The organism is Streptomyces sp. NPDC006235 (genome assembly GCF_040613735.1).
Classification (GTDB): Bacteria; Actinomycetota; Actinomycetes; order Streptomycetales; family Streptomycetaceae; genus Streptomyces.
Genome location: NZ_JBEXSR010000025.1, coordinates 65,145 through 91,180, shown reverse-complemented (window position 1 = coordinate 91,180; position 26,036 = coordinate 65,145). Strand labels below are relative to the sequence as shown.

21 protein-coding genes, 1 other RNA gene and 1 pseudogene are annotated in these 26,036 nt (G+C 70.8%); 2 read left to right on the top strand and 21 right to left on the bottom strand.

Features of this window, described 5'->3' with window-relative positions:
- Window positions 1-226: 226 nt before the first annotated feature.
- From ABZ192_RS26490 to ABZ192_RS26430, 13 genes are all read right to left on the bottom strand, one after another.
- Window positions 227-1,657 (bottom strand): NAD-dependent malic enzyme, encoded by a 1,431-nt coding sequence (locus tag ABZ192_RS26490; protein ID WP_356926958.1) that lies wholly within the window; start codon window positions 1,655-1,657, stop codon window positions 227-229.
- A gap of 356 nt (window positions 1,658-2,013) precedes the next feature.
- Window positions 2,014-4,299 carry a UvrD-helicase domain-containing protein gene (locus tag ABZ192_RS26485; RefSeq protein ID WP_356926957.1) on the bottom strand — a complete coding sequence of 762 codons (2,286 nt, stop codon included), beginning with the start codon at window positions 4,297-4,299 and terminating at the stop codon, window positions 2,014-2,016.
- A gap of 60 nt (window positions 4,300-4,359) precedes the next feature.
- Entirely contained in the window at window positions 4,360-5,187 is an 828-nt protein-coding gene (locus tag ABZ192_RS26480) for a zf-HC2 domain-containing protein (protein WP_356926956.1), read from the bottom strand.
- On the bottom strand, window positions 5,187-5,708 hold the full coding sequence (locus ABZ192_RS26475) for a sigma-70 family RNA polymerase sigma factor (protein ID WP_010039908.1): 522 nt from the start codon (window positions 5,706-5,708) through the stop codon (window positions 5,187-5,189). The genes ABZ192_RS26480 and ABZ192_RS26475 overlap by 1 nt, the downstream gene beginning before the upstream one ends.
- A 373-nt stretch (window positions 5,709-6,081) precedes the next feature.
- Window positions 6,082-6,675 (bottom strand): ABATE domain-containing protein, encoded by a 594-nt coding sequence (locus ABZ192_RS26470; protein ID WP_356926955.1) that lies wholly within the window; start codon window positions 6,673-6,675, stop codon window positions 6,082-6,084.
- Between the two features lie 427 nt (window positions 6,676-7,102).
- Window positions 7,103-8,254: a uroporphyrinogen-III synthase gene (locus tag ABZ192_RS26465; protein WP_356926954.1), complete on the bottom strand. Its 1,152-nt coding sequence runs from the start codon at window positions 8,252-8,254 to the stop codon at window positions 7,103-7,105.
- Window positions 8,255-8,371: 117 nt separating this feature from the next.
- Window positions 8,372-9,757 (bottom strand): nitrate/nitrite transporter, encoded by a 1,386-nt coding sequence (locus tag ABZ192_RS26460; protein WP_356926953.1) that lies wholly within the window; start codon window positions 9,755-9,757, stop codon window positions 8,372-8,374.
- A gap of 186 nt (window positions 9,758-9,943) precedes the next feature.
- Window positions 9,944-11,026, bottom strand: a complete 1,083-nt coding sequence (locus ABZ192_RS26455; RefSeq protein WP_356926952.1) for a hypothetical protein — start codon at window positions 11,024-11,026, stop codon at window positions 9,944-9,946.
- Between the two features lie 126 nt (window positions 11,027-11,152).
- Window positions 11,153-12,457 carry an acyltransferase gene (locus ABZ192_RS26450; protein WP_356926951.1) on the bottom strand — a complete coding sequence of 435 codons (1,305 nt, stop codon included), beginning with the start codon at window positions 12,455-12,457 and terminating at the stop codon, window positions 11,153-11,155.
- Window positions 12,454-14,652: a glycosyltransferase gene (locus tag ABZ192_RS26445; RefSeq protein WP_356926950.1), complete on the bottom strand. Its 2,199-nt coding sequence runs from the start codon at window positions 14,650-14,652 to the stop codon at window positions 12,454-12,456. The genes ABZ192_RS26450 and ABZ192_RS26445 overlap by 4 nt, the downstream gene beginning before the upstream one ends.
- 351 nt (window positions 14,653-15,003) lie before the next feature.
- Window positions 15,004-16,017 (bottom strand): hypothetical protein, encoded by a 1,014-nt coding sequence (locus tag ABZ192_RS26440; protein ID WP_356926949.1) that lies wholly within the window; start codon window positions 16,015-16,017, stop codon window positions 15,004-15,006.
- Between the two features lie 318 nt (window positions 16,018-16,335).
- On the bottom strand, window positions 16,336-17,304 hold the full coding sequence (locus ABZ192_RS26435) for a hypothetical protein (RefSeq protein WP_356926948.1): 969 nt from the start codon (window positions 17,302-17,304) through the stop codon (window positions 16,336-16,338).
- Between the two features lie 12 nt (window positions 17,305-17,316).
- On the bottom strand, window positions 17,317-17,562 hold the full coding sequence (locus ABZ192_RS26430; protein WP_356926947.1) for a hypothetical protein: 246 nt from the start codon (window positions 17,560-17,562) through the stop codon (window positions 17,317-17,319).
- A 347-nt stretch (window positions 17,563-17,909) separates the two neighbouring features.
- Between ABZ192_RS26430 and ABZ192_RS26425 the strand changes: the two are divergent.
- Window positions 17,910-18,023: pseudogene (locus ABZ192_RS26425) on the top strand (LacI family transcriptional regulator); the annotation flags it as partial.
- Between the two features lie 48 nt (window positions 18,024-18,071).
- On the opposite strand, the gene ssrA reads toward ABZ192_RS26425, so the two are convergent.
- The 5 genes from ssrA to ftsE form a co-directional block, all read right to left on the bottom strand.
- Window positions 18,072-18,475, bottom strand: a transfer-messenger RNA (tmRNA) gene (gene ssrA, locus ABZ192_RS26420).
- A 182-nt stretch (window positions 18,476-18,657) separates the two neighbouring features.
- Window positions 18,658-19,137 carry an SsrA-binding protein SmpB gene (gene smpB, locus ABZ192_RS26415; protein ID WP_356926946.1) on the bottom strand — a complete coding sequence of 160 codons (480 nt, stop codon included), beginning with the start codon at window positions 19,135-19,137 and terminating at the stop codon, window positions 18,658-18,660.
- 46 nt (window positions 19,138-19,183) lie between these two features.
- Complete coding sequence (locus ABZ192_RS26410; protein ID WP_356926945.1) at window positions 19,184-20,353, bottom strand: S41 family peptidase; 1,170 nt, start codon at window positions 20,351-20,353, stop codon at window positions 19,184-19,186.
- A gap of 68 nt (window positions 20,354-20,421) precedes the next feature.
- Window positions 20,422-21,339, bottom strand: coding sequence for a permease-like cell division protein FtsX (gene ftsX / locus ABZ192_RS26405; protein WP_356926944.1), 918 nt, complete (start codon window positions 21,337-21,339; stop codon window positions 20,422-20,424).
- Between the two features lie 40 nt (window positions 21,340-21,379).
- Window positions 21,380-22,069 carry a cell division ATP-binding protein FtsE gene (ftsE, locus tag ABZ192_RS26400; RefSeq protein ID WP_003990615.1) on the bottom strand — a complete coding sequence of 230 codons (690 nt, stop codon included), beginning with the start codon at window positions 22,067-22,069 and terminating at the stop codon, window positions 21,380-21,382.
- Window positions 22,070-22,360: 291 nt separating this feature from the next.
- On the opposite strand from ftsE, the gene ABZ192_RS26395 reads away from it, so the two are divergent.
- Complete coding sequence (locus tag ABZ192_RS26395; RefSeq protein WP_356926943.1) at window positions 22,361-22,552, top strand: hypothetical protein; 192 nt, start codon at window positions 22,361-22,363, stop codon at window positions 22,550-22,552.
- Window positions 22,553-22,638: 86 nt separating this feature from the next.
- On the opposite strand, the gene ABZ192_RS26390 is transcribed toward ABZ192_RS26395, so the two are convergent.
- The 3 genes from ABZ192_RS26390 to ABZ192_RS26380 all read right to left on the bottom strand — a co-directional run bounded on the left by ABZ192_RS26390 (window position 22,639) and on the right by ABZ192_RS26380 (window position 26,005).
- Window positions 22,639-23,268 carry an LPXTG cell wall anchor domain-containing protein gene (locus tag ABZ192_RS26390; RefSeq protein ID WP_356926942.1) on the bottom strand — a complete coding sequence of 210 codons (630 nt, stop codon included), beginning with the start codon at window positions 23,266-23,268 and terminating at the stop codon, window positions 22,639-22,641.
- Between the two features lie 304 nt (window positions 23,269-23,572).
- Complete coding sequence (gene prfB, locus ABZ192_RS26385) at window positions 23,573-24,679, bottom strand: peptide chain release factor 2 (RefSeq protein WP_356926941.1); 1,107 nt, start codon at window positions 24,677-24,679, stop codon at window positions 23,573-23,575.
- A gap of 81 nt (window positions 24,680-24,760) precedes the next feature.
- Window positions 24,761-26,005 (bottom strand): serine/threonine-protein kinase, encoded by a 1,245-nt coding sequence (locus ABZ192_RS26380; protein ID WP_356926940.1) that lies wholly within the window; start codon window positions 26,003-26,005, stop codon window positions 24,761-24,763.
- Window positions 26,006-26,036: the final 31 nt, after the last annotated feature.

Sequence of the window (26,036 nt, the reverse complement as noted above, 5' to 3'; positions counted from 1 at the left end):
GGTCCGTCGTCAGACCCTCGCGCCCAGGGACGCATCCTGCCTCTACCTGCGGCGGGAAAGCCAATCCGGCACCCGCAGGAGTCGTGAGAACACCCTTGGGAGTCACACGAAAAGAGGGCCTGAGCCTGGCCGACACGATAGAGGGCGTCCCAAGGGGTCGGGTTCCCCGACGCGCCGTTGCCAGGCCAGTCGTGGCAATCCTCACAGCGGCCGCAGGGCCGTCACCCTACGGCTGCGAGGTCGTCGCCGCCGCGCCGACCGCCTTCGCGGCCTCCCGGACCGCCCCCGCGACCGCGCCCGCGACCTTGTCGTTGAAGACGCTCGGGATGATGTAGTTCGGGTTCAGCTCGTCCTCGGTCACCACGTCCGCGAGGGCCTTCGCCGCCGCGAGCATCATCTCGGTGTTGACCGTGCGCGACTGGGCGTCCAGCAGACCGCGGAAGACACCCGGGAAGACCAGCACGTTGTTGATCTGGTTCGGGAAGTCGGAACGGCCGGTGGCCACAACGGCCGCGGTCTGACGGGCGATTGCCGGGTCGACCTCGGGGTCGGGGTTCGCGAGCGCGAACACGATGGCGCCCTCGGCCATGCCGGCCACGTCGTCGCCGTCGAGGACGTTCGGGGCCGAGACGCCGATGAAGACGTCCGCGCCGCGCACGGCCTCCTTGAGCGTGCCGGTCAGACCCTCGGGGTTGGTGTTGTCGGCGATCCAGCGCAGCGCCGAGTCCGGGGCGGCGTCCACCAGGTCCTCGCGGCCGGCGTGCACGACGCCGTGGATGTCGGCGACGACGGCGTTCTTGACGCCCGCGGCGATCAGCAGCTTCAGGATGGCCGTACCGGCCGCGCCGGCGCCGGACATGACGACGCGGATGTTCTCGATCGCCTTGCCCGTGACACGCAGGGCGTTCGTGAGGGCGGCGAGGACGACGATCGCGGTGCCGTGCTGGTCGTCGTGGAAGACGGGGATGTCGAGGGCCTCGCGCAGCCGGGCCTCGATCTCGAAGCAGCGGGGGGCGGAGATGTCCTCCAGGTTGATGCCCGCGAAGCCCGGGGCGATCGCCTTGACGATCTCGACGATCGCGTCGGTGTCCTGGGTGTCCAGGCAGATCGGCCAGGCGTCGATGCCGGCGAACCGCTTGAAGAGGGCCGCCTTGCCCTCCATCACGGGCAGCGCGGCCTTCGGGCCGATGTTGCCCAGACCCAGCACGGCCGAGCCGTCCGTCACGACCGCAACGGAGTTGCGCTTGATGGTGAGGCGGCGGGCGTCCTCGGGGTTCTCGGCGATCGCCATGCAGACGCGGGCGACACCCGGCGTGTAGACCATGGACAGGTCGTCACGGTTGCGGATGGGGTGCTTCGACGCCATCTCGATCTTGCCGCCGAGGTGCATGAGGAAGGTCCGGTCCGAGACCTTGCCCAGCGTGACGCCCTCGATGCCGCGGAGTTCCTCGACGATCTCGTCCGCGTGCGCGGTCGACGAGGCCGCGATGGTGACGTCGATACGGAGCTTCTCGTGACCGGATGCGGTGACGTCGAGGCCGGTCACCGAGCCTCCGGAGGACTCCACGGCGGTGGTGAGCTGCGAGACGGCGGTTCCGCTCGCGGGCACCTCCAGCCGGACCGTCATCGAGTAGGAGACGCTGGGCGCCGTTGCCATGGCCGACTTCCTCTGCTTTCACCTGACGCTGAGTTGTGCCGTCCGATCGTCGCACCTACCGCTGAGTAGCAGGTAGCCACCCTCGATTGCGAACGTTTTGTTCGCGGAACAGGCCAGCAAAAAGAGACCCACGTCACGATGGACGCGGGTCTCTTCGGAAGTAGGTGGCACCGACCCGCCATGCTCGCCTCGCGGCAAGTGGTCGCTCGTAGCGACGATGGTTGGGCCCGGGGGCTTGGATCGGGCCGGTGCCACGTCCAGGCTAACAAACAGATCCCGTAAGGCCATTCCCGTACCGGGAGTTCATTTCGCCGGCAAGTGGGTAGCGGAGCGCGCTCCCGCCGGACGGACCGGAATCAGTCCCTGAGCAGGTCCGGTACTCCCGCCGCGTCGGGCTCGTCCCGGTCCGCCGAGACGACCGTGAGCTGCTGGGTGGCCCGGGTCAGTGCGACGTAGAGCACACGCAGGCCGGCCGGGGACTCGTCGGCGATCTCCGCCGGGGAGACCACGACCGTCGCGTCGTACTCCAGGCCCTTCGCCTCCAGGCTGCCGAGGGCCACGACCCGGTCGCCGAGCCCGGCGAGCCAGCGCCGGGCCTCCTCGCGGCGCTGCATGGCGACGACCACACCGACCGTGCCGTCGACGCGCTCCAGCAGCCGGGCCGCCTCCGCACGGACGGTTTCGGCCAATGCGTGGTCCACGACGGTGAAGCGGGGCTCGACACCGGTGGAGCGGACCGCCTTCGGGGACGCGGAGCCGGGCATGGCCAGGGCCAGCACCTTCGAGGCGAGCTCGGCGATCTCGGCCGGGTTGCGGTAGTTCACGGTGAGCTCGAAGCGGCGGCGCGGGCGGGTGCCGAGGGCCTCGTCACGGGCCTCGGCGGCCTCGTCCGGGTCGGACCAGGACGACTGGGCCGGGTCGCCGACGACCGTCCAGGTGGCGTGCCGGCCGCGGCGGCCGACCATGCGCCACTGCATCGGGGTGAGGTCCTGGGCCTCGTCGACGATGACGTGCGCGTACTCGGTGCGCTCCTGCGCCAGGCGCTCGGCGCGCTCGCGCTGCGACTCCTCGCGCACCGGCATCAGCTCCTCCAGGCCGGTGAGCTGGTCGAGCGGGTCGAGTTCGCGCTTCTTGCGGGGGCGGGCCGGGGCGCCGAGGACGGCCTGGAGCTCGTCGAGCATCGCGATGTCGTGCACCGAGTGGCCGTCGCGCCTGAGGGAGCGGGCGACCTTGCGGACCTCGCCGGGGTTGAGGATCCGCCGGGCCCAGCGGCCGAGGCGCCGCTCGTCGGCCATGGCGTGCAGGACGGCCGCCGGGGTCAGCTCGGGCCACCAGGCGTCGAGGAAGGCGATGAAGGCGTCCTCGGAGGTGATGTCCTCGTCGAAGGAGGAGCGCAGCTCGGCGGCGAGCTCCGGATCGCTGTGGCGGCCCGCGGCGCCGGACTGCTCCCAAAGGGCGTCCAGGAGCAGCTTGCGGGCGCGGGGGCGCAGCAGGTTGACGGGGGCGGTGCCGCCGAGGGCGACGCGGCGGATGTCCGCGAGCCGCTCGGCCTCCAGTTCCAGGCGGCGGCCGAAGGCGACCACGCGCAGCCGGGTCGGTGAATCGTTCAGCTCCAGGGCTCCGCGCGCGGCCTTGCGCAGCACCTTGAGCATGCGGGACGAGCCCTTGGCACGGGCCACGGACGGGGAGTCGTAGAGCGTGGCCTCGGCGCCGTCGACGAGGGAGCCGATGGCGCGGATGGCGACCTGGCCCTCCTCGCCGAGGGAGGGCAGCACGCCCTCGGTGTAGGCGACGAGCAGCGGGGTCGGCGAGACGATCAGGATGCCGCCCGCATAGCGGCGCCGGTCCTGGTAGAGGAGGTAGGCCGCGCGGTGCAGGGCGACGGCGGTCTTGCCGGTGCCCGGACCGCCCTCGACGTACGTCACGGAGGCGGCGGGGGCGCGGATGACCAGGTCCTGCTCGGCCTGGATGGAGGCGACGATGTCGCGCATGGTGTGGCTGCGGGCCTGGCCGAGCGCGGCCATCAGGGCGCCGTCGCCGATGACGGGCAGCTCGTGGCCGTCGAGGTAGGCCGTCAGCTCGGGCCGCATCAGGTCGTCCTCGACGCCGAGCACCTTGCGGCCCTTGGAGCGGATGACCCGCCGGCGGACGACGCGGCCGGGGTCCACGGGCGTCGACCGGTAGAAGGGGGCGGCGGCCGGGGCCCGCCAGTCGATCACCAGCGGGGCGTAGTCCTGGTCGAGGACGCCGATGCGGCCGATGTGCAGCGTCTCGGCGATGTCGGCGGTGCTGTCCTCGCGGATCGCGCCCTCGGCGGGCTCGACTGCGGTGTACGCGCCGTCGGGGCCCTTCTTGCCGTCCTTGCCGCGCAGCAGGTCGATGCGGCCGAAGAGGAAGTCCTCGAACTCGTTGTTCAGCCGGCTGAGGTGTATGCCGGCCCGGAAGACCTGGGCGTCCCGCTCGGCGAGCGCGCCGGGCGTGCCGACCTGGCCGCGCTGGGCCGCGTCGTTCATGAGGAACTCGGCCTCGTGGATTTTCTCCTCGAGACGCCGGTACACCCGGTCCAGGTGTTCCTGTTCGACGCTGATCTCTCTGTCTCTCAGGGAGTCGAGCGCGGTTTCCTGTTGAGCCTGAGCGGCCACCGGGCCCCCTTCTGACGTGCTGGGCAGCCGTCCACCGTACGCGAAGGGGACCCGGTAAGGCTACGCGTCGACCTCGACCAGCCGCTTGCCGTCGAAGGTCACTACCTCGAAGTGGTCGATCTCGTTCGGCTCGAAGGCGGCGCCGCCCTGGACGTACAGGGGCTCCTTGGCCTTCTCGGACTTGGCGTCCGGGAGGCCGTAGCCCCATTCCGGGACGGACCAGGAGGACAGGGTCTCCCGCTCGCCGTTCTTGCCGACCGCGACGAGGGCGCACTTGAGCGGGCCCTTGACGTTCTTCAGCTCCAGGACCATTCCGGTGCCCCAGTCCTTCTTCTGGACTGCGACGGTCGCGGAGACCTTCGTGTTCGGGTCGGTGGCCGAGATCTTGTCGGAGATGCCGTCGAAGGCCTCCTTGGCGGGGCTCGCCGCGAGCGGGCGGTTCTCCGCGCCGCCGCCGTCACCGCCGCTGTTCGTCGCGACCGCGACGAAGGGGCCGCCGATGATCAGCGCGCCGGCCGCGGCCACCATGTAGAAGCTGCGCCGGCGCTTCTGGGCGCGGCGGTCGGCGACCTCGTCGACCAGCTTCTCCACCAGGCGCGGGCGGGGCTTCGCGGACAGCGACTCGCCGATCGCGGGTGTGCCGGAGCCGGGCAGGTCGGCGAGGGCGGCGAGCATGGGCTCCATGCCGGCCAGCTCGTCGAGCTGCTGGGCGCACCATTCGCAGGTCGCGAGGTGGGCTTCGAAGGCGGTGGCTTCGGCGTCGTCGAGGATGCCGAGAGCGTAGGCGCCGACGGTCTCGTGCTCGTTCGGCACCGGAGATTCCTGCATGGGTCCAGACATACCCATGCCTCCCGTACCGAACCCCTGGTTACCCCCGTAAACACTCATCACGCCGTCACCCCCCGCTCCTCCAGTGCCAGCTTCATCGAACGCAGGGCGTAGAACACCCTGGAGCGGACGGTGCCGCTGGGTATGCCCAGGGTTTCGGCCGCCTCATTGACCGTACGCCCCTTGAAATACGTCTCGACGAGCACCTCCCGGTGAGCGGGGGTCAGGTCGTCGAGTGCGTCCGAGAGAGTCATCAGCCACAGCGCCTTGTCGATCTCGTCCTCCGCGGGGATGACCTCCAGCGGCGACGGGTCGACCTCCTGCGGCCGGGCCTGCCGGCTGCGGTGGCCGTCGATGACGATGCGCCGGGCGACCGTCACCAGCCAGGGGCGTACCGATCCGGTCGCCCGATTGAGCTGACCGGCGTTCTTCCAGGCACGGATGAGCGTCTCCTGCACGACGTCCTCGGCGCGCTGCCGGTCTCCGGCGACCAGGCGCAGGACATATGCCAGAAGGGGTCCGGCGTGTTCGCGATAGAGCGCACGCATCAGCTCCTCGTCGGGTTCCGAGGGCTGGGACATGCGATGTCGGGCCCTCGGTGCACGTTCATTGGCCACGACGGAATCCTTGCGCACGCCCACCTCCGGTGTCCGGGGGTTCCCCCAGTCGGTCGCTCCACAAGCCGTACGGATGCGAGGCGTTGGGTGTTCAAAGAGGCGTGACAGATTTCTTCGAAGTGACGTGACGAGCGGGACATGGGAGCACATTCCCACCCCGCGTTCTTTACATTTCCGCCACATCGACGCGATCAAGCCAGGCTTTCCCTACGGGTGCGTAGGTAAACGGCATGTAATCGAAATCACTTCGACAGTGCGTCCACAGAAGTCGCATTTAGGACAGGGAAATTGAGTGCAGTGACCACTCAACGGCCTTGCGGTGAAGGGCAAAAGGGATTTAAGCCCGGGTGAGTGCCGCGCGGCGGCGGTGCCGGGCGACCCGTTCGCGGTTTCCGCAGACCTCGCTGGAGCACCAGCGCCTCCGGCGCCCCCGGGAGGTGTCGAGGTACACGATCGGGCAGTTGTCGCCCTCGCACTGGCGCAGGGCAGCGCGGGCGACGGGGTCGGTCAGCAGGTCCACGGCGTCCCGCGCGACGGCCGCCAGCAGAGCGGGGCAGCCGGGCGGGCCGTCCAACTGCCGTACGAGTTCGCCGTCTCCACCGCGGACCGCGCGCGGGGCGGGGGGCGCGGTGCGGGCGAGGTCGTTGACGCGCGCCAGCGCGAAGTCGTTCGCCCGTGCTCCGGCCCCCGGCCAGCCGCGCACCAACCGGTCGATCTGGCCGCGCAGTTCGCGGAAGGCGACCAGCCAGGCGGCGTCGGCGTGGGCCAGGGCGGTGTCCGCCGGGACCAGCCCGGAGCCGGTGATCCAGGCGCGGAGCACGTCCACGGAGTCGAGCCGTTCCTCCGGATGCGTGGTGGAGAGCAGGTCGAGGCAGATCCGTCCGGCATCGAAGCGCAGCTCGTACGGGGCCGTGGCCGTACCCAGTGCCATGTGCCTGTCACCGCCTATAGGGGTGCACCCCGGTCGCGAGGGCTCGGTGAGGTGCCAGTGAGAGGGCTGGGAAACCGTTCCCTCTTACAGTGCCTGCCCACTCCGGCGCCGGGAACCCCTCCCACGCGGGCCGGTCATGAGGAGCGGCCTTCGCCCGGGCACGGCGGGCGTCGCGCAGCGGGCGTCAGCGTCGCACGGCCGGCCTCAGCACGGCGGGCGTCGCATGGCCGGCCTCAGCACGGCGGGCGTCGCGCGGCCGGCCTCAGCACGGCGGGCGTCGCATGGCCGGCCTCAGCACGGCGGGCGTCGCGCGGCCGGCCTCAGCGTGGCGAGCGTGGCACGTCCGCCGTCGCGGCGGGCGTCAGCACGGCCGGCATCGCACGGCCGGCGTCAGCACGGCCGTATTTCGCTCAACCCGCGGACGCGCTCACGCGTCCGCGTACTTCGTCTCCGCCGCCGGGTCCAGGGCGAGGCGGTATCCCCGTTTGACCACCGTCTGGATCAGTTTCGGGGTGCCGAGGGCCGTGCGGAGACGGGCCATCGCCGTCTCGACCGCGTGCTCGTCGCGGCCGGAGCCGGGCAGGGCGCGCAGGAGTTCGGCGCGCGCGACCACCCAGCCGGGGCGGCGGGAGAGGGCGCGGAGCAGGGACATGCCGGCGGGCGGTACGGGCTTGAGGTCGCCGTCGACCAGGACGGCGTGGCCGCGGATCTCCACCCGGTGCCCGGCGATCGGCAGCGCGCGTGCCCGGCCGGGCAGTTCCTTGCACAGGAGCTGGACCAGGGGGCCGAGCCGGAAGCGCTCGGGCTGGATCGTGTCGATGCCGCGGGACTGCAGCGGCAGGGCGGTGACCGGGCCGACGCAGGCCGTAAGTACGTCGTGGCTCATGGCCTCCAGCACCTCGGGGAGCATCCCGCGCTCCTCCGCCCGGGAGAGCAGGGAGGCCGCGGCCGGGGCGCTGGTGAAGGTCAGCGCGTCCACGCCCCGGGAGACCGCCGCGTCGAGCAGGCGGTCCACCGGGGCGATGTCCTCCGGCGGCATCCACCGGTAGACGGGCACGCCCACGACCTCGGCCCCGCCCTCGCGCAGCGCCTCCACGAACCCGGGCAGCGGCTCACCGTGCAGCTGGATCGCGATCCGCTGCCCGTCGACGCCCTCCTCCAGCAGCCGGTCGAGCACCTCGGCCATGGACTCCGACGACGGCGACCACTCCTCCGTCAGCCCGGCGGCCCGGACCGCGCCCTTCACCTTGGGTCCGCGCGCCAGGATCCGTACGCTGCCGAGCCGTGACAGCAGATCGTCGCCGAGCCCCCAGCCGTCGGCGGCCTCGACCCAGCCCCGGAAGCCGATCGCGGTCGTGGCGACCACGATGTCCGGAACCTGGCGGATGAGCTCTTTCGTCGCGCCCAGCAACTCGCTGTCGTCGGCGAGCTGCACGATCCGCAGGGCCGGGGCGTGCAGAACGGCGGCACCTCGCCGCTGTAGCAGCGTGCCCAGCTCGTCGGCCCGGCGCGCGGCCGTCACGCCCACGGTGAAACCCGCCAGGGGTCCGTGGTCCGGTCGCTGTTCTTCCTCGTACATGGCTCTCGTCCCGCACTCGAGTCGTCGTACTTCGTGGGTACGGCGTACCTACATGCCGATCGAGCCTGTCAACGGCTCGTGACAGGCCCGGATCGGCTTGATGTCGCTGGTGTTACGTCACACCTTGGCGTAGCTGAGCTGCGGCTCCGCGTCCGAGGTCGCCGTCGTGGCGGGTACCCGGGGGGTCGTGCGGCGAAGGTATACGGCCCAGGTGACCGCGAAGCAGACCGCGTAGAAGGCGAGGAAGGCGACGAACGCCCCGGTGCCGGAGCCGTAGGAGAGGAAGGACTGGCGGAAGGCGAGGTTGATGCCGACGCCGCCGAGCGCGCCCACCGCGCCGATGAGTCCCATGGAGGCGCCGGAGAGGCGACGCCCGTAGGCAGCGGCCGCTTCGCCCTTCAGCCCCTTGGCGAGGGCCTTGTTCTGGAAGATGCCCGGGATCATCTTGAACGTCGAGCCGTTGCCGAGCCCGCTGAGCACGAAGAGCACCACGAACGCCACGGTGAACAGCGCCAGCGACTTCTCCATCGAGGCACCGATCAGGATCGCAGTCGCGACGCCCATGCCGACGTAGTTCCACAGGCTGATCTTCGCGCCGCCGTACTTGTCGGCCAGCCAGCCGCCCAGGGGCCGGATCAGCGAGCCGAGGAGCGGACCGATGAAGGTGACGTACGCCGCCTCCAGCGGGGTGCGCCCGAACTGGTTCTGGAGGACCTGGCCGAAGGCGAAGCTGTATCCGATGAACGACCCGAACGTGCCGATGTAGAGGAAGGCCATGATCCACGTGTGGGCGTCCCGCGCGGCGTCCTTGGCTGCACCGGTGTCGTTCTTGACGTTCTCGATGTTGTCCATGAAGAGCGCGGCCATGACGGCGGCCACGAGGATCAGCGGGATGTAGATCCCGAGCAGCACGCGCGGCCCGCCTCCGGCGCCGATGATCGCGAGCGCGGCCAGCTGGATCACCGGTACGCCGATGTTGCCGCCGCCCGCGTTCAGGCCGAGGGCCCAGCCCTTCTTCCGCAGCGGGAAGAAGGCGTTGATGTTGGTCATGGAGGAGGCGAAGTTACCGCCGCCGATGCCGGCCAGCAGGCCGACGAGCAGGAAGGTCGTGAAGGAGGTGCCCGGCTCCATCACCATGAACGCGGCGACGGTCGGGACGAGGAGGAGACCGGCGGAGATGATCGTCCAGTTCCGGCCGCCGAAGATCGCCACGGCGAAGGTGTAGGGGACGCGGACGACGGCGCCGACGAGCGTGACCATCGAGGTCAGCATGAACTTGTCGGCCGGGGTCAGCCCGTACTCCGGGCCCATGAAGAGGACCAGGACGGACCACAGGGTCCAGATCGAGAAACCGATGTGCTCGGAGAGGACGGAGAAGAAGAGGTTCCGGCGGGCGACCTTCTCGCCCGTCTCCTTCCAGAAGGTCTCGTTTTCCGGATCCCAGTGCTGGATCCAGCGTCCGCCCCTGCTCGGGGGTGCGGGTGCCGTGCCAGGGCCTGTCATGACGCCTCCACTTGCTCCGGGACTCGGTCGTTCCATGAGTGCTGATCCCGAAGGTAGGGAGGACGCGTTTCGTGGCTGTGCCAGCGGGTGACCGCAAGGGAACTTTGCTCTCACCCCGGCTTGGGGCGGGATGAGAGGTTCCGTGGGTTCGGGTCAGCTTTGCGGGGCCTGTCCGTGCGGATTCTGCTACTTGGGGGGCTGCTGTTGCTGAGGGTACTGCTGGGCGTACGGGCCGGGGGGCTGCTGAGGGGGATACGGGGCGGGAGCGGGCTGCGCCGCGTACGGGCTCGGCGCGGGCTGGCCGGGGGTGGGCTGGCCTCCGTACGGACCAGCGGCCGGCTGACCTCCGTACGGACCAGCGGCCGGCTGGCCCCCGTACGGGCCCGGTGCGGGCTGGGCGGGGTACGGGCCGGGAGCCGGCTGGCCGGGGTAGGGACCGGGGGCGGGTTGGGCGTACGGCCCCGGCGCCTGCCGGCCGTACCCCGCGGGGCCGCCTGCGGCCGGGGCGGGCATCCCGCCGGGCTGACCGGGCACTCCCGGCTGGACCGGCACTCCCTGCTGGCCGGGCACTCCCGGCTGGCCGGGCTGACCCGGCGCACCCGCGTACCCCGGCGTCCCGGCCGCCTGCCCGCCGCCGTACGGCCCTCCCGCGAACGGATTGCCCTGTCCCGGCATCTGTGCCCCGGGCGGCAGGTACCGCACCCGCCCGTTCTCGTCGGTCACCGGCATGAAGCCGGCCGCCTGCAGGCGCGCGGCGAACTTCGTGTTGCGCTTGCGCGTGACCAGCAGCCCGATGCCGAGGATCGCCATGATCACGAGCCACACCGCACCCGCCGCGATGAAGTCGAAGGACTCACCGCCGGACCGGAACGCGAGGACCACGCAGCCGATCGTGACGCCGAGCGCCCCGTAGCCCATGCGCTTCTCGGCGTTCTTGCCGGTGAGGTCGAAGTTGATGCGGGCCTTGAGGAGCTCGAAGGCGTCCGGCACGAGCGGCGGGAGGGAGACGCCGTCGGACGCGTTGGGGTACTGCGCCCAGTTCTGTGCGGCCCGGGCCCGGGCCTGCGGGCTGGGGTCGGGCAGGATCAGCATGGTGAGCGCGCCGTTGCGGCCGCTGCTCTGCCGGACGTCCGCGTACTCGTAGCCGAACTGCTGGGCGACGAAGGCCAGCCGGGCGAGCTTCTTCACGGATGCCATCGGGCTGGTGAGCTCGACCGGTTCTCCGCTCGCCATCAGCCGCAGCATCTTCTGTGTCTGCCGCTTACTCATCCACCGCTCCCCCGGACGCCCACTGGGCACAGTTGTTCACATGCGCAACCCAGGCAGTTTTCCACACCGACAAAGCCCGGGGGAACGGGGTCCCGGCGCTCCTCGGCCGACGATGAGCGACCCAGCTCAGCTGCCGGTTGCCGCCCGCCTCCGGGTCCCTCGGACCCTCACACGAGGCGCACTGTTCGGCCACAACCGGGGTTTCCGCTTCGCCGCGACGTCCTCGACCCAGCCGAACGCGAGGGTCGCCGCGCCGATCAGGGGCCAGACCAGGACGAACATCCAGATCGTGTACGTGGAGTCCAGGGCGGACACCGCGCTGTCGCTCTGCAGGAACGGCAGTTCGTAGAGGAGGTCGAGGATCGGGACCGTGGCCATGATGAGGAGGTTGTGCCAGAGGTAGATCGTGACGGCGCGGTTGTTGGAGAGGGTCACGAGCTTGTCCCACCTGGCGAGGCGGCCCGGGAGCTCGCGCCAGGACGGGGAGTACTGGAGAAGGATCACCACGAAGCCGAAGGACCAGGCCGCCTGGGCCAGGGGGATGTCGTTCAGGTCCCAGCCGTCGGGGCCCAGGTGGCCGGAGGCCCACCACAGCCCGAAGGCCATCAGCAGGGACGCGCAGGAGATCGCCAGGTAGCGGGGGATCTGCTTGAGCAGGCCCTCGTGGTGGGCGAAGCCCAGGACCCAGCAGCCGCCGTAGACCGCGAAGTCCGTCACCGCGTTGCCCGTCTCGCCGGGGATCTTCACCAGGCCCGTGCCGACGACCGCCGTGAGGCCCAGGGGCGCCAGCAGCGTCGGCCACGGTGCCCGGCGGAACGCCCACAGCAACAGCGGAGAGGCGATGACGAACCACAGGTAGGCCCGCAGGTACCACAGCGGACCGGCCGCCTGCACCGCCCAGGTGTCCTCCAGCAGGCCGGACTTGGCGCCCAGGTGCCAGGGGAAGGGCGGGGCGCCGACCGGGAAGACGTAGTTGACCAGGTCGATCAGGGCCCAGGTGCCGCCGTGGTCCGGGTCCTTCAGCGGGTTCCAGCCGCCCGCGAACATCATCGCCAGCGCCACCACGCTGAACGCCCAGAGCGGGGGCAGGAGCCGGCGGACCCGGCCCCGGATCACCCCGAGCGCCGGGCGCTTCAGCGAGCGCGCCATCAGGGAGCCCGCCAGCGCGAACATCACGCCCATCGACGGGAACAGCACCGTCAGCCACGCCCAGCCGAACAGGTGGTAGACGACGACACGGACCAGGGCGATCGAGCGCAGCAGGTCCAGATAGCGGTCACGGCCGCCACCCTGGCGCGGCGCCGCCGTGTCGGGGGCGGTTCCGCCCGTGGCCGCCGGGTCGGTCGTGCGCTGCTGCGGGATGCCGTAGGACGGCGGCCCCGGCATGCCGGACGCCGCCGATGACGTGGGGATCGGGTTTCCGTGGGTCATGCCACCGGCCTCCGCTCGTCGCTGCTCTGGGACCGCTGGCGCGGCACGGGGCCGCCGCCGGGCGCGTCGACGACACCGGTGCGCCGCAGTTTCTGCCAGCGCAGCCGGCCGCCGGTGAGGGCGGTGATCCAGGACTGGAGCAGGACGACGTACATCAGCTGTCGGTAGAGGATCTGCTGCAAGGGCAGGGAGATGAGGTGCGTCATGCGCTCACGATCGAGTCGGAAGGCGTAGGCCGCGCAGACCGCCTGGATCGCCAGGACGCCGAGCCACGCCATGATCGTCTTCTGGGTCGGGCCGAACACGAGGCCGTAGATGAGGAACACGTCGATCAGCGGGGCCAGCAGGGGCGCCACGACCATGAAGAGGGACACCAGCGGCAGGCCGATACGGCCGAAGCGGCCCGAGGGGCCCTTGTCGACCAGGGCCCGGCGGTGCTTCCAGATGGCCTGCATGGTGCCGTACGACCAGCGGTAGCGCTGGGACCACAGCTGCTGGACCGTCTCCGGCGCCTCGGTCCAGGCACGGGCGTTCTCCGCGTAGACCACGCGCCAGCCGTCGCGGTGCAGGGCCATGGTGATGTCGGTGTCCTCGGCGAGCGTGTCGTCGCTCATGCCGCCGACCCGTTCCAGCGCGCTGCGGCGGAACGCCCCGACCGCGCCGGGGATCGTCGGCATGCAGCGCAGGACGTCGTACATGCGGCGGTCGAGGTTGAAGCCCATCACGTACTCGATGTGCTGCCAGGCACCGATGAGGGTGTCCTTGTTGCCGACCTTGGCGTTGCCCGCGACCGCGCCCACCCGCGGGTCGCCGAAGGGCTGCACCAGTTCGCGCACGGTGGACGGCTCGAAGACCGTGTCGCCGTCCATCATCACGATCAGGTCGTAGCGGGCGTTGGCCACACCGCGGTTGAGCGCGGCCGGCTTGCCCGCGTTGAGCTGGCGGACCACCCGGACGTTGGGCAGGCCCATGGCCTCCACGATCCGTGCCGTGCCGTCGGAGGAGCCGTCGTCGATGACGAGGACCTCGATGGGGTGGTCACTGGCGGCGAGGGAACGGACCGTGTTCTCGATGCACTTGGCCTCGTTGTACGCCGGGACCAGGACCGACACCGGTTCGGTGACCGGCGCACCCCAGCGGAAGCCGCGGCGGCGCACCCGGCGTGCGTGCACTCCGGAGAGCAGCAGCATCAACACGAAACGGCCGATGACGAGGGTGCCGACGATGGCGAGGCCGACGACGAGCCCGTCGGTGAGGTGCTCCGAGGCCTGGACCAGGAAGATCCATGCCGTGCCCTTCCACCGGTCGAGGCCGGTGACCTGGGAGTGCGCGCTCGGGGCGTCGAGGGCCTCGGTGAGGTTGTCGAACGCGTAGCCCTGCTCGTGCAGGTCGGGCAGCATGCGGTCCAGTGCCGCGACGGTCTGGTGGCGGTCGCCGCCGGAGTCGTGCATCAGGACGATCGCGCCCTTGCCGCCCTTGGGCGTGGCACGGCGGACGATCTCGGCGACGCCGGGCTTGCGCCAGTCCTCGCTGTCGGTGTTGTTGACGACGGTGATGTAGCCGCGCCGGCCGATGTACTCGGTCACCGGCCAGGACCTGTTGTCCATGGCGTCGGCGAAGGAGGAGTACGGCGGCCGGAACAGGGAGGTGCGGATGCCCGCCGCGCCCGAGAGGGCGAGCTGGTTCTGGGACAGCTCCCAGTCGATGCGCTTCTTGGACTGGTAGGACAGGTCGGGGTGGTTGAAGGTGTGCAGACCGACCTCATGGCCTTCCTCGACCATGCGCCGGACCAGGTCCGGGTAGCGCGAGGCCATGGTGCCGGTGACGAAGAAGACGGCGTGCGCGTCGTGCTTCTTCAGTACGTCCAGGACCTTCGGCGTCCAGACCGGGTCCGGGCCGTCGTCGAAGGTGAGGACCAGATGACGGTCCGGCACGCGCAGGGTCTCCGTGCGGCCGCTGCGGGTGTCGATGACCGGGCCGCCGTTCATGATCTTCTCCGGCACCTGGTCGGTGGCCGCGGGCGGCCGGACCCGGTGGTCGGCGAGGATCTCGCTGTGCACGTAACCGCGCAGCATGAGCATGGCCATCAGCGCCACGAGGACGAGCAGGGGCAGCAGCAGGCGCAGGGGCAGGCGGCGCCTGGAGCCGCCTCGGGCTCGGGGCGCGGGCCCGGAACGGCGGGTATGGGATGCCATGGGTGGTGGTACTCCGGGGTGGTGCGGGGATGAAGTGCTGCGGGGACGGGGTGGTGCGGGGAGGGGGCGGCGCGCTCCGTGGCGTGATCAGGTCCCTGCGCTCCAGCGGGACGGGGAGCTCTGGGCCTGAGATCCGGGGTGCCGGGGCGCCCTTTCCTCCGCATGTCTCCTGAGGGCGGACGCGGCGGGCGCCGGCCGCGCGACCGGGACCGAGGGTCCGCAAAGTCCCGTCGTCCGCCCGGAGGGCGGGCCCTGCGACATTCGGTGCGTGCTCTGGGACACCCTCTGTCGCTCGAAGAGCTTGGGGGCGTGCCGGGCGTCGAAGGGCAGGCGGGGCTTTGCGGACACCCTCTAGACGGCGGGTGGCTGCGCGACCGGTGGCTCCGCGACGGGTGGCTGGGCGACGGGCGGCGTCTCGAGCGGGCCTTCGGCGACCGTGTCGGTGCCGCCGTCGTCGGCGCCCGTGGTCTCGGTCGGTTCCGGCGTGGGCTCGACCGTCGGCGTCGGGTCGGTCGCCGGCGTGGTCGCCGGGTCCGCCGGCTTGGTCGGGGTCGGTTCGGTCACACCCTTCCCCGGGACCGACGTGGTCGGGGTCGCCTTCGGCGAGGGCTTGGCGGTCGTGCCGGATCGGCCGGGGCCCGCGGAGGCCGCGGGTTCGTCGAGGGCGCTGGCGCCGGACGCAGGTGCCGTGGCCTCGCCGGTCGCCGGCGCGCTGCCCGGGGCGGTGACGCCCGTGTCACCGGCCGGTGCCGACTCCGTGGGCTGCGGCGGCGTGTCGACCTGCCCGGCCGGCCGGCCCTCCTGCTGGCCCGGTACGGGCAGCCAGGGCGCGTTGGAGTTGCCCGACAACACCGTGGCGACGATGACGACGGCGTAGACCCCGCAGGCCAGGGCGATGGCTATGCCGATCCGGCGGAGGCGACGGCTGCGGCGACCGGACTCGTCCACGAAGACGGGCCGGTCGGCGGTGCTCGCGCCGGTGCCTTCCTCGGCCTGGCGTACGAACCCGTCCCCGAGCTGGACGGCGTCGAGCTGGACGGTGACCTCGTGCGGGTCGTGAGCGTGGTCGGCCCGGACGTGCCCGACCGGGTCGGCGTCCTCCTGCCAGGGGTCGCGGACGGCCGGCCGGGTACCGGGGTCCGCCGCGTACGAGTCGGCCTCGCCCTCGCTCTGCCGGGGAATGCCGCGCAGTATCTCCGTCAGCTCCGTCCCTGCGGACGGGCGGGTACCCGACACCTGGACGTCGCCGCCGGAGAACATCTGGGTGGCTCTCCGGTCCCGGGCTCTGCCGTCCGCGAGGAGTTCACCGGTCGCCGCTGCGACCTCGGGCCATTCGGGTTGGGCGTCTTCTCGCCACGGATTCACACGCACGCACTTCCCCCCACGGGATGGTTCAGGTGCGCTTGCGACCTGAGCACCCGTCGTTCGGACCGGGTCCCCAACCCGTCCCAAGCGCCCCCATTACCACACCGTGCTCAGACGTCGAATGTAGCGCACGCGGAGGATATGTGCGGACCACGTGCGGAATCGTGTCAGTAGCGAGACACCATGAGGACGTCATCGGTGGCCGGAACCCACCCTCCGTCGGGCCTGCGCAGCCACCCCTCCGCCACCGCGGTCCGCGCCGCAGCGCGTCGAGCGCGGGGTGCGTCAGGTCCCTGCGCCCCACGAGCGACGCGCTCCTCAGCCCCCGGCCACCCGCTCAGGCCCCTCGCCGTCACCCACACGTTCACCGGAAACCGCCGCACCAGAGCCCGCACCGGCACCGGCACCGGCACCGGTCACTTCAAACCCCGGAACCTCCCCGCCGGAGAGCTCCCTCGACGCGACCCGCCCCAGGCGGTGCCGAGGCACCGGCGTACGCACGGGCGGACGCGTCAGCGTGATCTGGCGGACGACCTGCTGGAAGCACGCCAGCGCCGCCAGTCCGGGCAGGGCCGCGGCCGCGGTACCGAGGACGGTCCTCGGCGCCTGGGCGACGCACAGCAGCACGGCGACGCACGAGAAGACCAGCACCACACACCAGGAGTGCACGGCACGGCGCTGGTGCAGCGCGGCCCGCAGCACGGACAGGGACGCCACCAGCCACGGCCCGTACACCAGCAGGGGCCACCAGGTGCGGAGACTGCGCTCCGCCGGGGACATGGCGACGAGGCGCAGCGGGTCGTAGGCGACCATGCCGCTCAGGAGGCCCACCGCGGAGGCGATGACGGCCGTCAGGGCGGCGACGAGGAAGCTGGTGGCGCGGAGCACGCCCGGTGCTCTGCGGGCCCGGACCTTGCGGTGACGCCGGGGGACGTCCCGCACGGGCGGCAGTTCCTCGGTGATGTCCTGGAGCCGCTGCATGCGCTCGCCGGGGGCCGGGTCCGCGGGGGCGGCCGGTACCGGGTCCGCGGGGGCGGCCGGTACCGGGTCCGCGGGGGCGGCCGGTGCCGGGTCCGCGGGGGCGGCCGGTGCCGGGTCCGCGGGGGCGGCCGGTGCCGCGGCCCACGGGGCGGGGATCCTCGGCCCCTGCTCCCCGAGTGCCTCCTCGAGGATGAACGCCAGTTCCTCGGCCGGGTCCCAGGTCGGATCCGGTGGTGTCAGCGGGGTCACGAAATCCCGGGTGGGCGCCCGGTGTCGGCCGGAGCCCTCGATTCCTTTGTCGTACATAGCGCGGCCCGACTATTCTGCAAGCGCGAAAGCGGGCCATTCCGTCGCACTGATCCACCGCCGGGCGAGATCCTTTTCCAGCACGCTCATGGCATCGATGAAATCGCGCAGTACCGGCTCGGTCACCTGGAGCGCGACCGGGCAACCGGCCTTGGTGAGCGTGCCGTTGACGGTGGCCGACGAGTGCGCTGGAGCGGGAATGTAGGTGTAGGGGCCGAGCGTTACTGCCCAGCCTTCTTTCCTGGTCGCCTCGGTCATGTACCGACTAACCGTCGGCCCACCTCGGCGGATGCGCGGCAAAAGAGTGAAGGATTTCCCAGTTGAGCATCTTTTCCATGCGTCATTAAGGACTCTCCATATCACTGTATGAAGAACAAACAGCGAACATTTCCCGCCAGTCCTACGGCCCACCTGCGTGATTCGGCACGGACCAGGTGTCGGCCCGCCCGGTCGCCGCCGGGCGACGGGGCCCATACCACAACTCACCCCGTACCGCCGCCTCTTCGGACAGCCCCGCGTAACGGCGGTCATGACAACCGCGCTGACGCTGAACATGCCCATCGCTCGCCCTGCTGCTCTGTGTCCGTCACGCCGCCGCCGGCGCGCTGGGCACCCGAGCGGTGGAACTGCTGATGGCGCGAGGGCACGGCACGCCCGTACCGGAGACGATGCTGCCGGCGCCGCGGCTGACCGAGCGGGCGAGCACACGCCACGCATGACAAAGGCCCCGCCGCTCGAAAGCGACGAGACCTGTGCCCACATGGGATGAGTGGAGATGGCGGGAATCGAACCCGCGTCCAACGGTGTGGAAACAGGGCTTCTCCGTGTGCAGTCGGCTGTGCTTTTCTCGGCCCCGGAGATCACGCCGACAAGTCTCCGACGGGCCCAGTCACTGTGTGGTTTCCCTTTTCACCCCGTGACCGGGATCAAGGTTTAGTTCCCTAAATGATGCCAGGAACCGGGTCGGGAACACTCCCGGGCTGACACTCCCTTAAGTAGGGGAGCCGCTGCTCGCTACCTGAAGATCAGGCAGCGAGGGCGAGCTCGCCCTGGGAGATGGATCGCTTGGAATTGGCGATTATTTTTTTCGGCCTGTGGTTTACGAGATCATGGCCGCTTCCTCGACACGCTTCCCCTGCTTCGACAGCCGCTGTCGAAACCGATCATCCCCATGTTGATTTTTCAATCATCGCCCCCGCTGCGAGGGGCTCACACCGCCTGGGCGGTGCAGGTGCCATCGTACGGGATCAACCTCCGCCGATGCCACCGTATTCCCGGCGGTCATCCCGCCGTCGTACGGGGTTCAACGCCTCCCTGCGCCGGAGCATTCCCGACCCCGGCATGTGATGCAGGTCATGCCCGCTCCTTGCGCCGCACCGCCGAGATCACCCGCTCGGCCTCACGCCGGTCCTGCTTCTCGCGGAGCGTCTGGCGCTTGTCGTACTCCTTCTTGCCCTTCGCCAGCGCGATCTCGACCTTGGCGCGGCCGTCCTTGAAGTACAGGGCGAGGGGCACGATGGTGTGACCCGTCTCCTGCGACTTCGACTCCAGCTTGTCGATCTCCTCGCGGTGCAGCAGCAGCTTCCGCTTGCGCCGCGCGCTGTGGTTGGTCCACGTGCCCTGGCTGTACTCGGGCACGTGCACGTTGTACAGCCACGCCTCGTGCCCGTCCATCTGCACGAAGCCGTCGACCAGCGACGCCCGTCCCTGGCGCAGCGACTTCACCTCGGTGCCGGTGAGGACCAGACCGGCCTCGTAGGTGTCGATGATGAGGTAGTCGTGCCGCGCCTTCTTGTTCTGCGCGATCAGCTTGCGCCCTTTTTCCTTAGCCATAGTGCCGCCCATTTTCGCACTACGGAGGGGGCCTGGGGGAAGTCGATTACGAGGGACCGGCCAGACCGCGCAGTACGCTCTCGGCCCGCTGGAGCGCGCCCTCGTCGGCCTCCAGGTCGGGCGTGATGCCCCGGCCGTCGACCGCGCGGCCGGAAGGGGTGCGGTAGTGCCCGACGGTCAGCTCCGCGACGGAGCCGTCGGGCAGCCGGCTCGGCATCTGGACCGAGCCCTTGCCGAAGGTCCGGGACCCCACGACGAGCGCCCGTCCACGGTCCTGGACGGCGCCGGTGAGCAGTTCGGCCGCGCTCATCGTCCCGCCGTCGACGAGCGCGACCAGGGGTCTCGTCGTGTCGCCCCCGGGCTCGGCGTGCAGCGCGCGCTGCTCGCCGTCGACGTCGTACGTGGCGACCAGGCCGCCGTCGAGGAACGCGGAGGCCGCGGTGACGGCCTCGGTGACCAGGCCGCCGGAGTTGCCGCGCAGGTCGAGGACGATCCCCGCGCCGGGCGGGGCCTGCCGGACGGCCTCGCGGACCTGGTCGCCGGAGCCCTTGGTGAAGGTGTCGACCCGGATGAGGGTGACCGAGCCGGCGACTTTTCGAACGGCGACCGAGTCCGTGGACAGCTGGGCCCGGCGCACGGTCTCGGTCCACGCGCGCGTGCCCCGCTCCAGCCCGAGGCGGACGGTGGTGCCGGCGGGGGCGTCGGTGGCGTCCCCGCGCAGTATGGCGACGACCTCGGTGACGGGCCGCCCGTCGGTCTTGCGGCCGTCGACGCTGCGCAGCAGGTCTCCGGGACGGATCCCGGCGGTGGCCGCGGGCGAGCCGGCCCGCACCTTCGTCACCTCGATACGGCCGTCGTGCGCGCTGCGCGCCCACAGGCCGACGCCGGTGTACTGGCCGTCGAGGGTTTCCTCGAACTCCTCGTACTCGCCCTGGGAGTAGACGGCGCCCCAGCGGTCCCCGCTGCGGCTGACGGCGCGCTTCGCGGCCTCCATCGGGGACTTGCCGTCGGCCATGGCCTCCTCGGCCGCCCTGGTGACGTCCGCGTGGTGCCCGGCCGGGCCGGCCGAACGGGCCTCGTCCTGCGCGGACTTCCGCTCGGCCTGCGGGAGGGACCCCGTGGCCGCGCCGGCGACGAGCACGCTCGCGAACATCAATGTCAGGGCGGCCCCGCGGCGGATGCGACGGGGCTGACAGAACGGGTCACGACCTGACATGGCGGTGAGTCTAGGACAAGGGGAAGGGCCGTACGGCTTGTTGTCCGCACGGCCCCTCTTGGTATGCGTCACACCTTCAAGTACTTGCGCAGCGCGAAGAACGCCGCCAACGCGGGCATCAGCAGGCTCGTGGCGAGGATGAGCGGCAGCTTCGTCAGGACGGCGTCCCAGCCGATGAAGTTGATCAGCGTCAGCTGGTCGGCCAGGGCCAGTCCGTGGTCGATGAGGAAGTACCGGGCGATCAGCAGGAAGCCGCACGCGAGCGTGCCGCCGATGAGCCCGGCGACCGCGGCCTCCATGATGAACGGCGCCTGGATGTAGAAGCCCGAGGCGCCGACCAGGCGCATGATGCCGGTCTCGCGCCGGCGGCTGAACGCCGAGACGCGCACGGTGTTGACGATCAGCATCAGTGCGACGACCAGCATCAGCGCCATCACCGCGCGGGCGGCCCAGTTCATGCCGTTCAGCAGCTTGAAGAGGTTGTCCAGGATGCCCTTCTGGTCCTGGACGGACTGCACGCCGTCCCGGCCGTTGAAGGCGGTCGCGATGACCTGGTACTTCTGCGGGTCCTTCAGCTTGATGCGGTACGACTCCTGCATCTGGTCCGGCGTGAGGGAGCTGGCCAGCGGGGAGTCGCCGAACTGCTCCTTGTAGTGCTTGTACGCCTGGTCCTGCGACTCGTAGGTGACCGTCTGGACGACGTTCATCTTGTCGAGGTCGGCCTTGATCTGCTTCTTCTGGTCGTCCGTCACCGCGCCCTTGGCGCAGTTGGGGTCGGACTCGGCGTCGCTCTTGTTGCAGAGGAAGATCGAGACGTTGACCTTGTCGTACCAGTAGCCCTTCATGGTATTGACCTGGTCGCTCATCAGGAGCGACCCGCCGAACAGGGCGAGCGACAGGGCGACGGAGACGACGACGGCGAAGGTCATCGTCAGATTGCGGCGAAGACCTACGCCGATCTCCGACAGGACGAACTGGGCGCGCATGGCGAGGGTTTATGCCTTTCCGTGACTCTCGGGTGCGGTCTCAGTGCTGGTAGCCGTAGACACCGCGGGCCTGGTCGCGGACGAGGCGGCCCTTCTCGAGTTCGATGACGCGCTTGCGCATCTGGTCCACGATGTTCTGGTCGTGCGTGGCCATCACCACGGTGGTGCCCGTCCGGTTGATGCGGTCGAGCAGCTTCATGATGCCGACGGAGGTCTGCGGGTCGAGGTTGCCGGTGGGCTCGTCGGCGATGAGCAGCTTGGGCCGGTTGACGAAAGCCCTGGCGATGGCCACACGCTGCTGCTCACCACCGGACAGCTCGCCGGGCATCCGGTCCTCCTTGCCGCCGAGCCCGACGAGGTCGAGCACCTGCGGCACGGACTTGCGGATCTCGCCGCGCGACTTGCCGATGACCTCCTGCGCGAAGGCGACGTTCTCGCCGACCGTCTTGTTCGGCAGCAGGCGGAAGTCCTGGAACACCGTCCCCAGCTGGCGCCGCATCTGCGGCACCTTCCAGTTGGACAGGCGCGCGAGGTCCTTGCCCAGAACGTGCACCTGCCCGTGGCTGCACCGCTCCTCGCGGAGGATCAGCCGCAGGAAGGTGGACTTTCCGGAGCCGGAGGACCCCACGAGGAAGACGAACTCGCCCTTCTCGACCTCCAGGGAGACATCCCTGAGGGCGGGGCGGGTCTGCTTGGGGTAGACCTTGGAGACGTTGTCGAATCGGATCACGGATGCACCACGGGTCGCCGGGGGTAGATGAGCGTGACCATACGCGAACCGGGCAGGGCACCGCAGTCACCGACCGTGGTTGCGCCACGGATGTGCCGTTTTGCACCGCCCTCAGGGGCGCGGGGAACTGCGCGACCAGCCCCCCCACGGCCCGCAGCCGCGCAACAATGCACAACCACCCCTCTGGAAGCGAACCGCGCACCCTCCGGAGGAACCTGGCACAGTGGAGAGGGAACGTTCGCACCACCACGAGCGTTACACACAAGGAACCGGCGCAAGGAGGGCGAGCGCATGACGTACGACCGGCTGGTGTGCGCGAACTGCGCGGCGCCCGTGAGCGAGGGCCGGTGCCCCGTGTGCCGTGCGAACCGCGAGCGGCTGCAGCAGGAGAACTTCCTCGCGGGTCTGAACCCGATGACACTGATCGCACTGCTCACTGTGCTGATCGCCGCGGTCGCCCTACTGGCGCACCAAACCGCCTAGCGACGACATGGCCGAGGGCCCGGAGCGCTTCGCTCCGGGCCCTCGGTTCTGCGCTGTGCCTACCGTCCGTACGGACGCGGCTACCCTCAGGCGGCAGCCCCGCCGCGGCCGGCCATGAGGCGCGGCAGGACGCGGAAGCCGACACCGCCGGCGATCATCGTGGCGGCGCCGATCACCAGGAAGGTGGTCTGCGCGGCACCCGTCTCGGCGAGCTCCTGGCCGTTGCCCTGGGCCTGCGGCGCCGCCGGGGTGGCGTCCGAGCCGGTGTCGGTGAGGGACGAGGAGCCCTCCTCCTGCGGCGCGGTGCCGCCGTCGGGGTCGGCGGCGTTGCCGCCGCTGACACTGCCGCCGTTGCCGTTTCCGCCGCCGTTGCCGTTGCCACCGCCGTTGCCGTTACCCGGGTTGCTCGGCTGGCTCGTCGGGTCCTCGGTCGGCTCGGTGGGCTCGTCCGTCGGCTCGGTCGGCTCGTCCGTGGGCTCCTCGGTCGACGGCGGGTCGGTCGGGAGGTCCGTGGGCGGGTCGGTGGGGAGCTCGGTGGGAACCGGCGGGGTCGGGGTCGGGGTCGGGGTCGGCGACTCGTCGGCGCACAGGATGCCCAGCAGGCAGTTGTCGGTCTCCGCGGCGGATGCGGCACCGGCGGCGGTCAGCGAGGCGCCGGCGGCGATCACGGCACCGGCCGCTATCCGCGCGACACGGATCCGCGTCTTCTTCGTCATGTGGTTGCTACCCCCAGTAGCTCATCGTCATTAGGCAGCGTTTGGAGCTGTGCTCGACGGGGGTAGCTGCAGGTGAAAGAGCCCCCCGGTTCACATGCGCCCCAGAGACACGCATGCCGCGCTTTACCCTTCCCATTTTTCAAAGACACGTCAAGGGCGTTTGCGGGCGCCATGTCCAACTACGGGGGCAATGCCGGGAGTCTGACTCTGTGAGTGTGATGTAAAACCCAGACATGCCGACGCAGAAGCGGGCACGGACAAGGCAACTACCGCCCCGATGGCGGCAGTTGCCTTGTCGACAAACTTACTTCTCCTGCTGCTTGCGCCAGCGAATTCCGGCCTCGAGGAAACCGTCGATCTCACCGTTGAAAACGGCCTCGGGGTTACCGACCTCGAAGTCGGTGCGCAGGTCCTTGACCATCTGGTACGGGTGCAGCACGTAGGAACGCATCTGGTTGCCCCAGGAGTTGCCGCCGTCGCCCTTGAGGGCGTCCATCTTGGCCTGCTCCTCCTGGCGGCGCCGCTCCAGCAGCTTGGCCTGGAGCACGTTCATGGCCGTCGCCTTGTTCTGGATCTGCGAGCGCTCGTTCTGGCAGGAGACGACGATGCCGGTGGGGATGTGGGTGAGGCGCACCGCGGAGTCGGTGGTGTTGACGCCCTGGCCGCCGGGGCCGGACGAGCGATACACGTCCACACGCAGTTCGGACTCGTCGATCTCGATGTGGTCGGTCTGCTCGACCACGGGCAGGATCTCCACGCCCGCGAAGGAGGTCTGGCGCCGGCCCTGGTTGTCGAAGGGCGAGATGCGCACCAGCCGGTGCGTGCCCTGCTCGACGGAGAGCGTGCCGTACGCGTAGGGCGCCTGGACGGCGAAGGTGGTCGACTTGATGCCGGCCTCCTCCGCGTACGACGTCTCGTAGATCTCGGTCTTGAAGCCGCGCTGCTCGGCCCACCGCAGGTACATGCGCTGGAGCTTCTCGGCGAAGTCGGCGGCGTCGACGCCGCCCGCCTCGGCGCGGATGTTCACCAGGGCCTCACGGGAGTCGTACTCGCCGGACAGGAGCGTGCGGACCTCCATCTCGTCCAGCGCCTTCTTGACGGCGACGAGCTCGGACTCGGCCTCGGCACGGGTGTCCGGGTCGTCCTCCTCCTCGGCCATCTCGAAGAGAACCGCGAGGTCGTCGATGCGACCGCGCAGTGCCTCCGCCTTGCGCACCTCGGCCTGGAGGTGGGACAGCTTGCTGGTGATCTTCTGCGCCTCATCGGGGTTGTCCCACAGGGACGGCGCGGCCGCCTGCTCCTCGAGCACGGCGATGTCTGCCCTCAGCCTGTCGAGGTCCAGAACGGCCTCGATCGACTCCATGGTCGAGGAGAGGGACTTGAGCTCTTCGGATACATCGACGACTGCCACGCCCTCCAGCGTAACGGCTCCGCCCGGCGGCCATCGCCGGGCGTCCGGGCCGGACGGCGGGATCGGAAGGGCCCCGGGAGGTCAGGGGGACTGCGGGGCCGAGTTCTTCGTGTCCTGGGGAGGCGCGCTCGCGTCGTCGCCCGAGGTGGACAGCCACGCCCCGACGCCGACCGCCGCCGCCAGGACGACCGCGCCCGCGCCGAGGGCCACGCGGCGGCGCCGGGCGATGGCGCGGTTGCGGGCCGAGCCCGGCCGGGGCGTGCCCGACGCGCGCGGGGCCCGGGCCGTGCCGTGCGCGCCCCCGGCCAGCTCGTCGGGGGCCGGTACGCGCATCGAGGTGTGGGTGTCCCGGTTGGAGTCGGCCGGTTTTGCGCCCGGCACCAGGGGGACCGCGCCCCGCCGCCGGACCCGCTCGGCCGGTGCCGGCCTGGCGGGCTGCTCCTCCCGGTCCGCCTCCTCGGCGGACTCCGTGTCCGGCTCGTCCACCTCCAGCGGGGGCATGCCCGCCAGCATCGGCAGCAGCTCCCGCAGCCGGGCCCCGAGCTCCGAGGCCCGCAGCCGCGAGGCCGGCGCCTTGGCCAGGCACTGTACGAGCAGCTGCCACAGCTCGTCCGGGATGCCGGGCAGCGGGACGACCGTCTCCGTGACGTGCCGGCGCAGGACCGCGCCCGGGTGGCCGCCGCCGAACGGGGTGAAGCCGGCCAGCAGCTCGTAGAGGACCGTGGCGAGCGCGTAGATGTCGACGGAGGCGCGGGGCGGCAGGCCCTCGACGATCTCCGGGGCCAGGTAGTCCGGCGTGCCGATGATCTTCGTCGCCTTGGTGCGGCGCGGGGTGTCGATGAGTTTGGCCACACCGAAGTCGGTCAGCAGGGCGCGGTGGGAGCCGCCGGGGCCCAGGGGGCCCTGCATGTCCAGGAGGACGTTCTCCGGCTTCACGTCCCGGTGGACGACGCCCGCGGCGTGCGCGGCCGCCAGCCCGTCGGCGATGTCCGCCGAGATCGCGACGGCCGCCTCGGGCGCGAGGCGCCGGTCCCGCTCCAGCCGGGTCCGCAGGTCGGTGCCCCGGACGAGGTCCATGACCAGCGCCAGGTCGTTGCCGTCGACGACCAGGTCGCGCACCGACACCACGTGTGGGTGCTCCAGGCCGAGCAGCGCCGTCCGCTCCTGTACGAAGCGCCCGACGAGTTCCTGGTCGGAGGCCAGGTCCTCGCGCAGCAGCTTGATGGCGACGGGGCCCTCGGGACCCTCGCCCAGCCACACCGTGCCGGCGCTGCCCCGCCCCAGGATCTGGTGGGCGGTGTACCGGCTGCCGATCTTCCGTGCCAAGGCTGCTCCTACCGACGCGTGTTGTCGCTAA

Bases quoted from the DNA above. Each gene is read 5' to 3' on its own strand.
- ABZ192_RS26465 (WP_356926954.1), bottom strand. From the start codon at position 8,254: ATGTACGAGGAAGAACAGCGACCGGACCACGGACCCCTGGCGGGTTTC.
- ABZ192_RS26475 (WP_010039908.1), bottom strand. From the start codon at position 5,708: ATGTCCCAGCCCTCGGAACCCGACGAGGAGCTGATGCGTGCGCTCTAT.
- ABZ192_RS26395 (WP_356926943.1), top strand. From the start codon at position 22,361: ATGACGTACGACCGGCTGGTGTGCGCGAACTGCGCGGCGCCCGTGAGC.
- ABZ192_RS26445 (WP_356926950.1), bottom strand. From the start codon at position 14,652: ATGGCATCCCATACCCGCCGTTCCGGGCCCGCGCCCCGAGCCCGAGGC.
- ABZ192_RS26490 (WP_356926958.1), bottom strand. From the start codon at position 1,657: ATGGCAACGGCGCCCAGCGTCTCCTACTCGATGACGGTCCGGCTGGAG.
- ABZ192_RS26435 (WP_356926948.1), bottom strand. From the start codon at position 17,304: ATGTACGACAAAGGAATCGAGGGCTCCGGCCGACACCGGGCGCCCACC.
- ABZ192_RS26460 (WP_356926953.1), bottom strand. From the start codon at position 9,757: ATGACAGGCCCTGGCACGGCACCCGCACCCCCGAGCAGGGGCGGACGC.
- ABZ192_RS26410 (WP_356926945.1), bottom strand. From the start codon at position 20,353: ATGTCAGGTCGTGACCCGTTCTGTCAGCCCCGTCGCATCCGCCGCGGG.
- ABZ192_RS26430 (WP_356926947.1), bottom strand. From the start codon at position 17,562: ATGACCGAGGCGACCAGGAAAGAAGGCTGGGCAGTAACGCTCGGCCCC.
- ABZ192_RS26390 (WP_356926942.1), bottom strand. From the start codon at position 23,268: ATGACGAAGAAGACGCGGATCCGTGTCGCGCGGATAGCGGCCGGTGCC.
- ABZ192_RS26480 (WP_356926956.1), bottom strand. From the start codon at position 5,187: ATGAGTGTTTACGGGGGTAACCAGGGGTTCGGTACGGGAGGCATGGGT.
- ABZ192_RS26470 (WP_356926955.1), bottom strand. From the start codon at position 6,675: ATGGCACTGGGTACGGCCACGGCCCCGTACGAGCTGCGCTTCGATGCC.
- ABZ192_RS26455 (WP_356926952.1), bottom strand. From the start codon at position 11,026: ATGAGTAAGCGGCAGACACAGAAGATGCTGCGGCTGATGGCGAGCGGA.
- ABZ192_RS26450 (WP_356926951.1), bottom strand. From the start codon at position 12,457: ATGACCCACGGAAACCCGATCCCCACGTCATCGGCGGCGTCCGGCATG.
- ftsX (WP_356926944.1), bottom strand. From the start codon at position 21,339: ATGCGCGCCCAGTTCGTCCTGTCGGAGATCGGCGTAGGTCTTCGCCGC.
- smpB (WP_356926946.1), bottom strand. From the start codon at position 19,137: ATGGCTAAGGAAAAAGGGCGCAAGCTGATCGCGCAGAACAAGAAGGCG.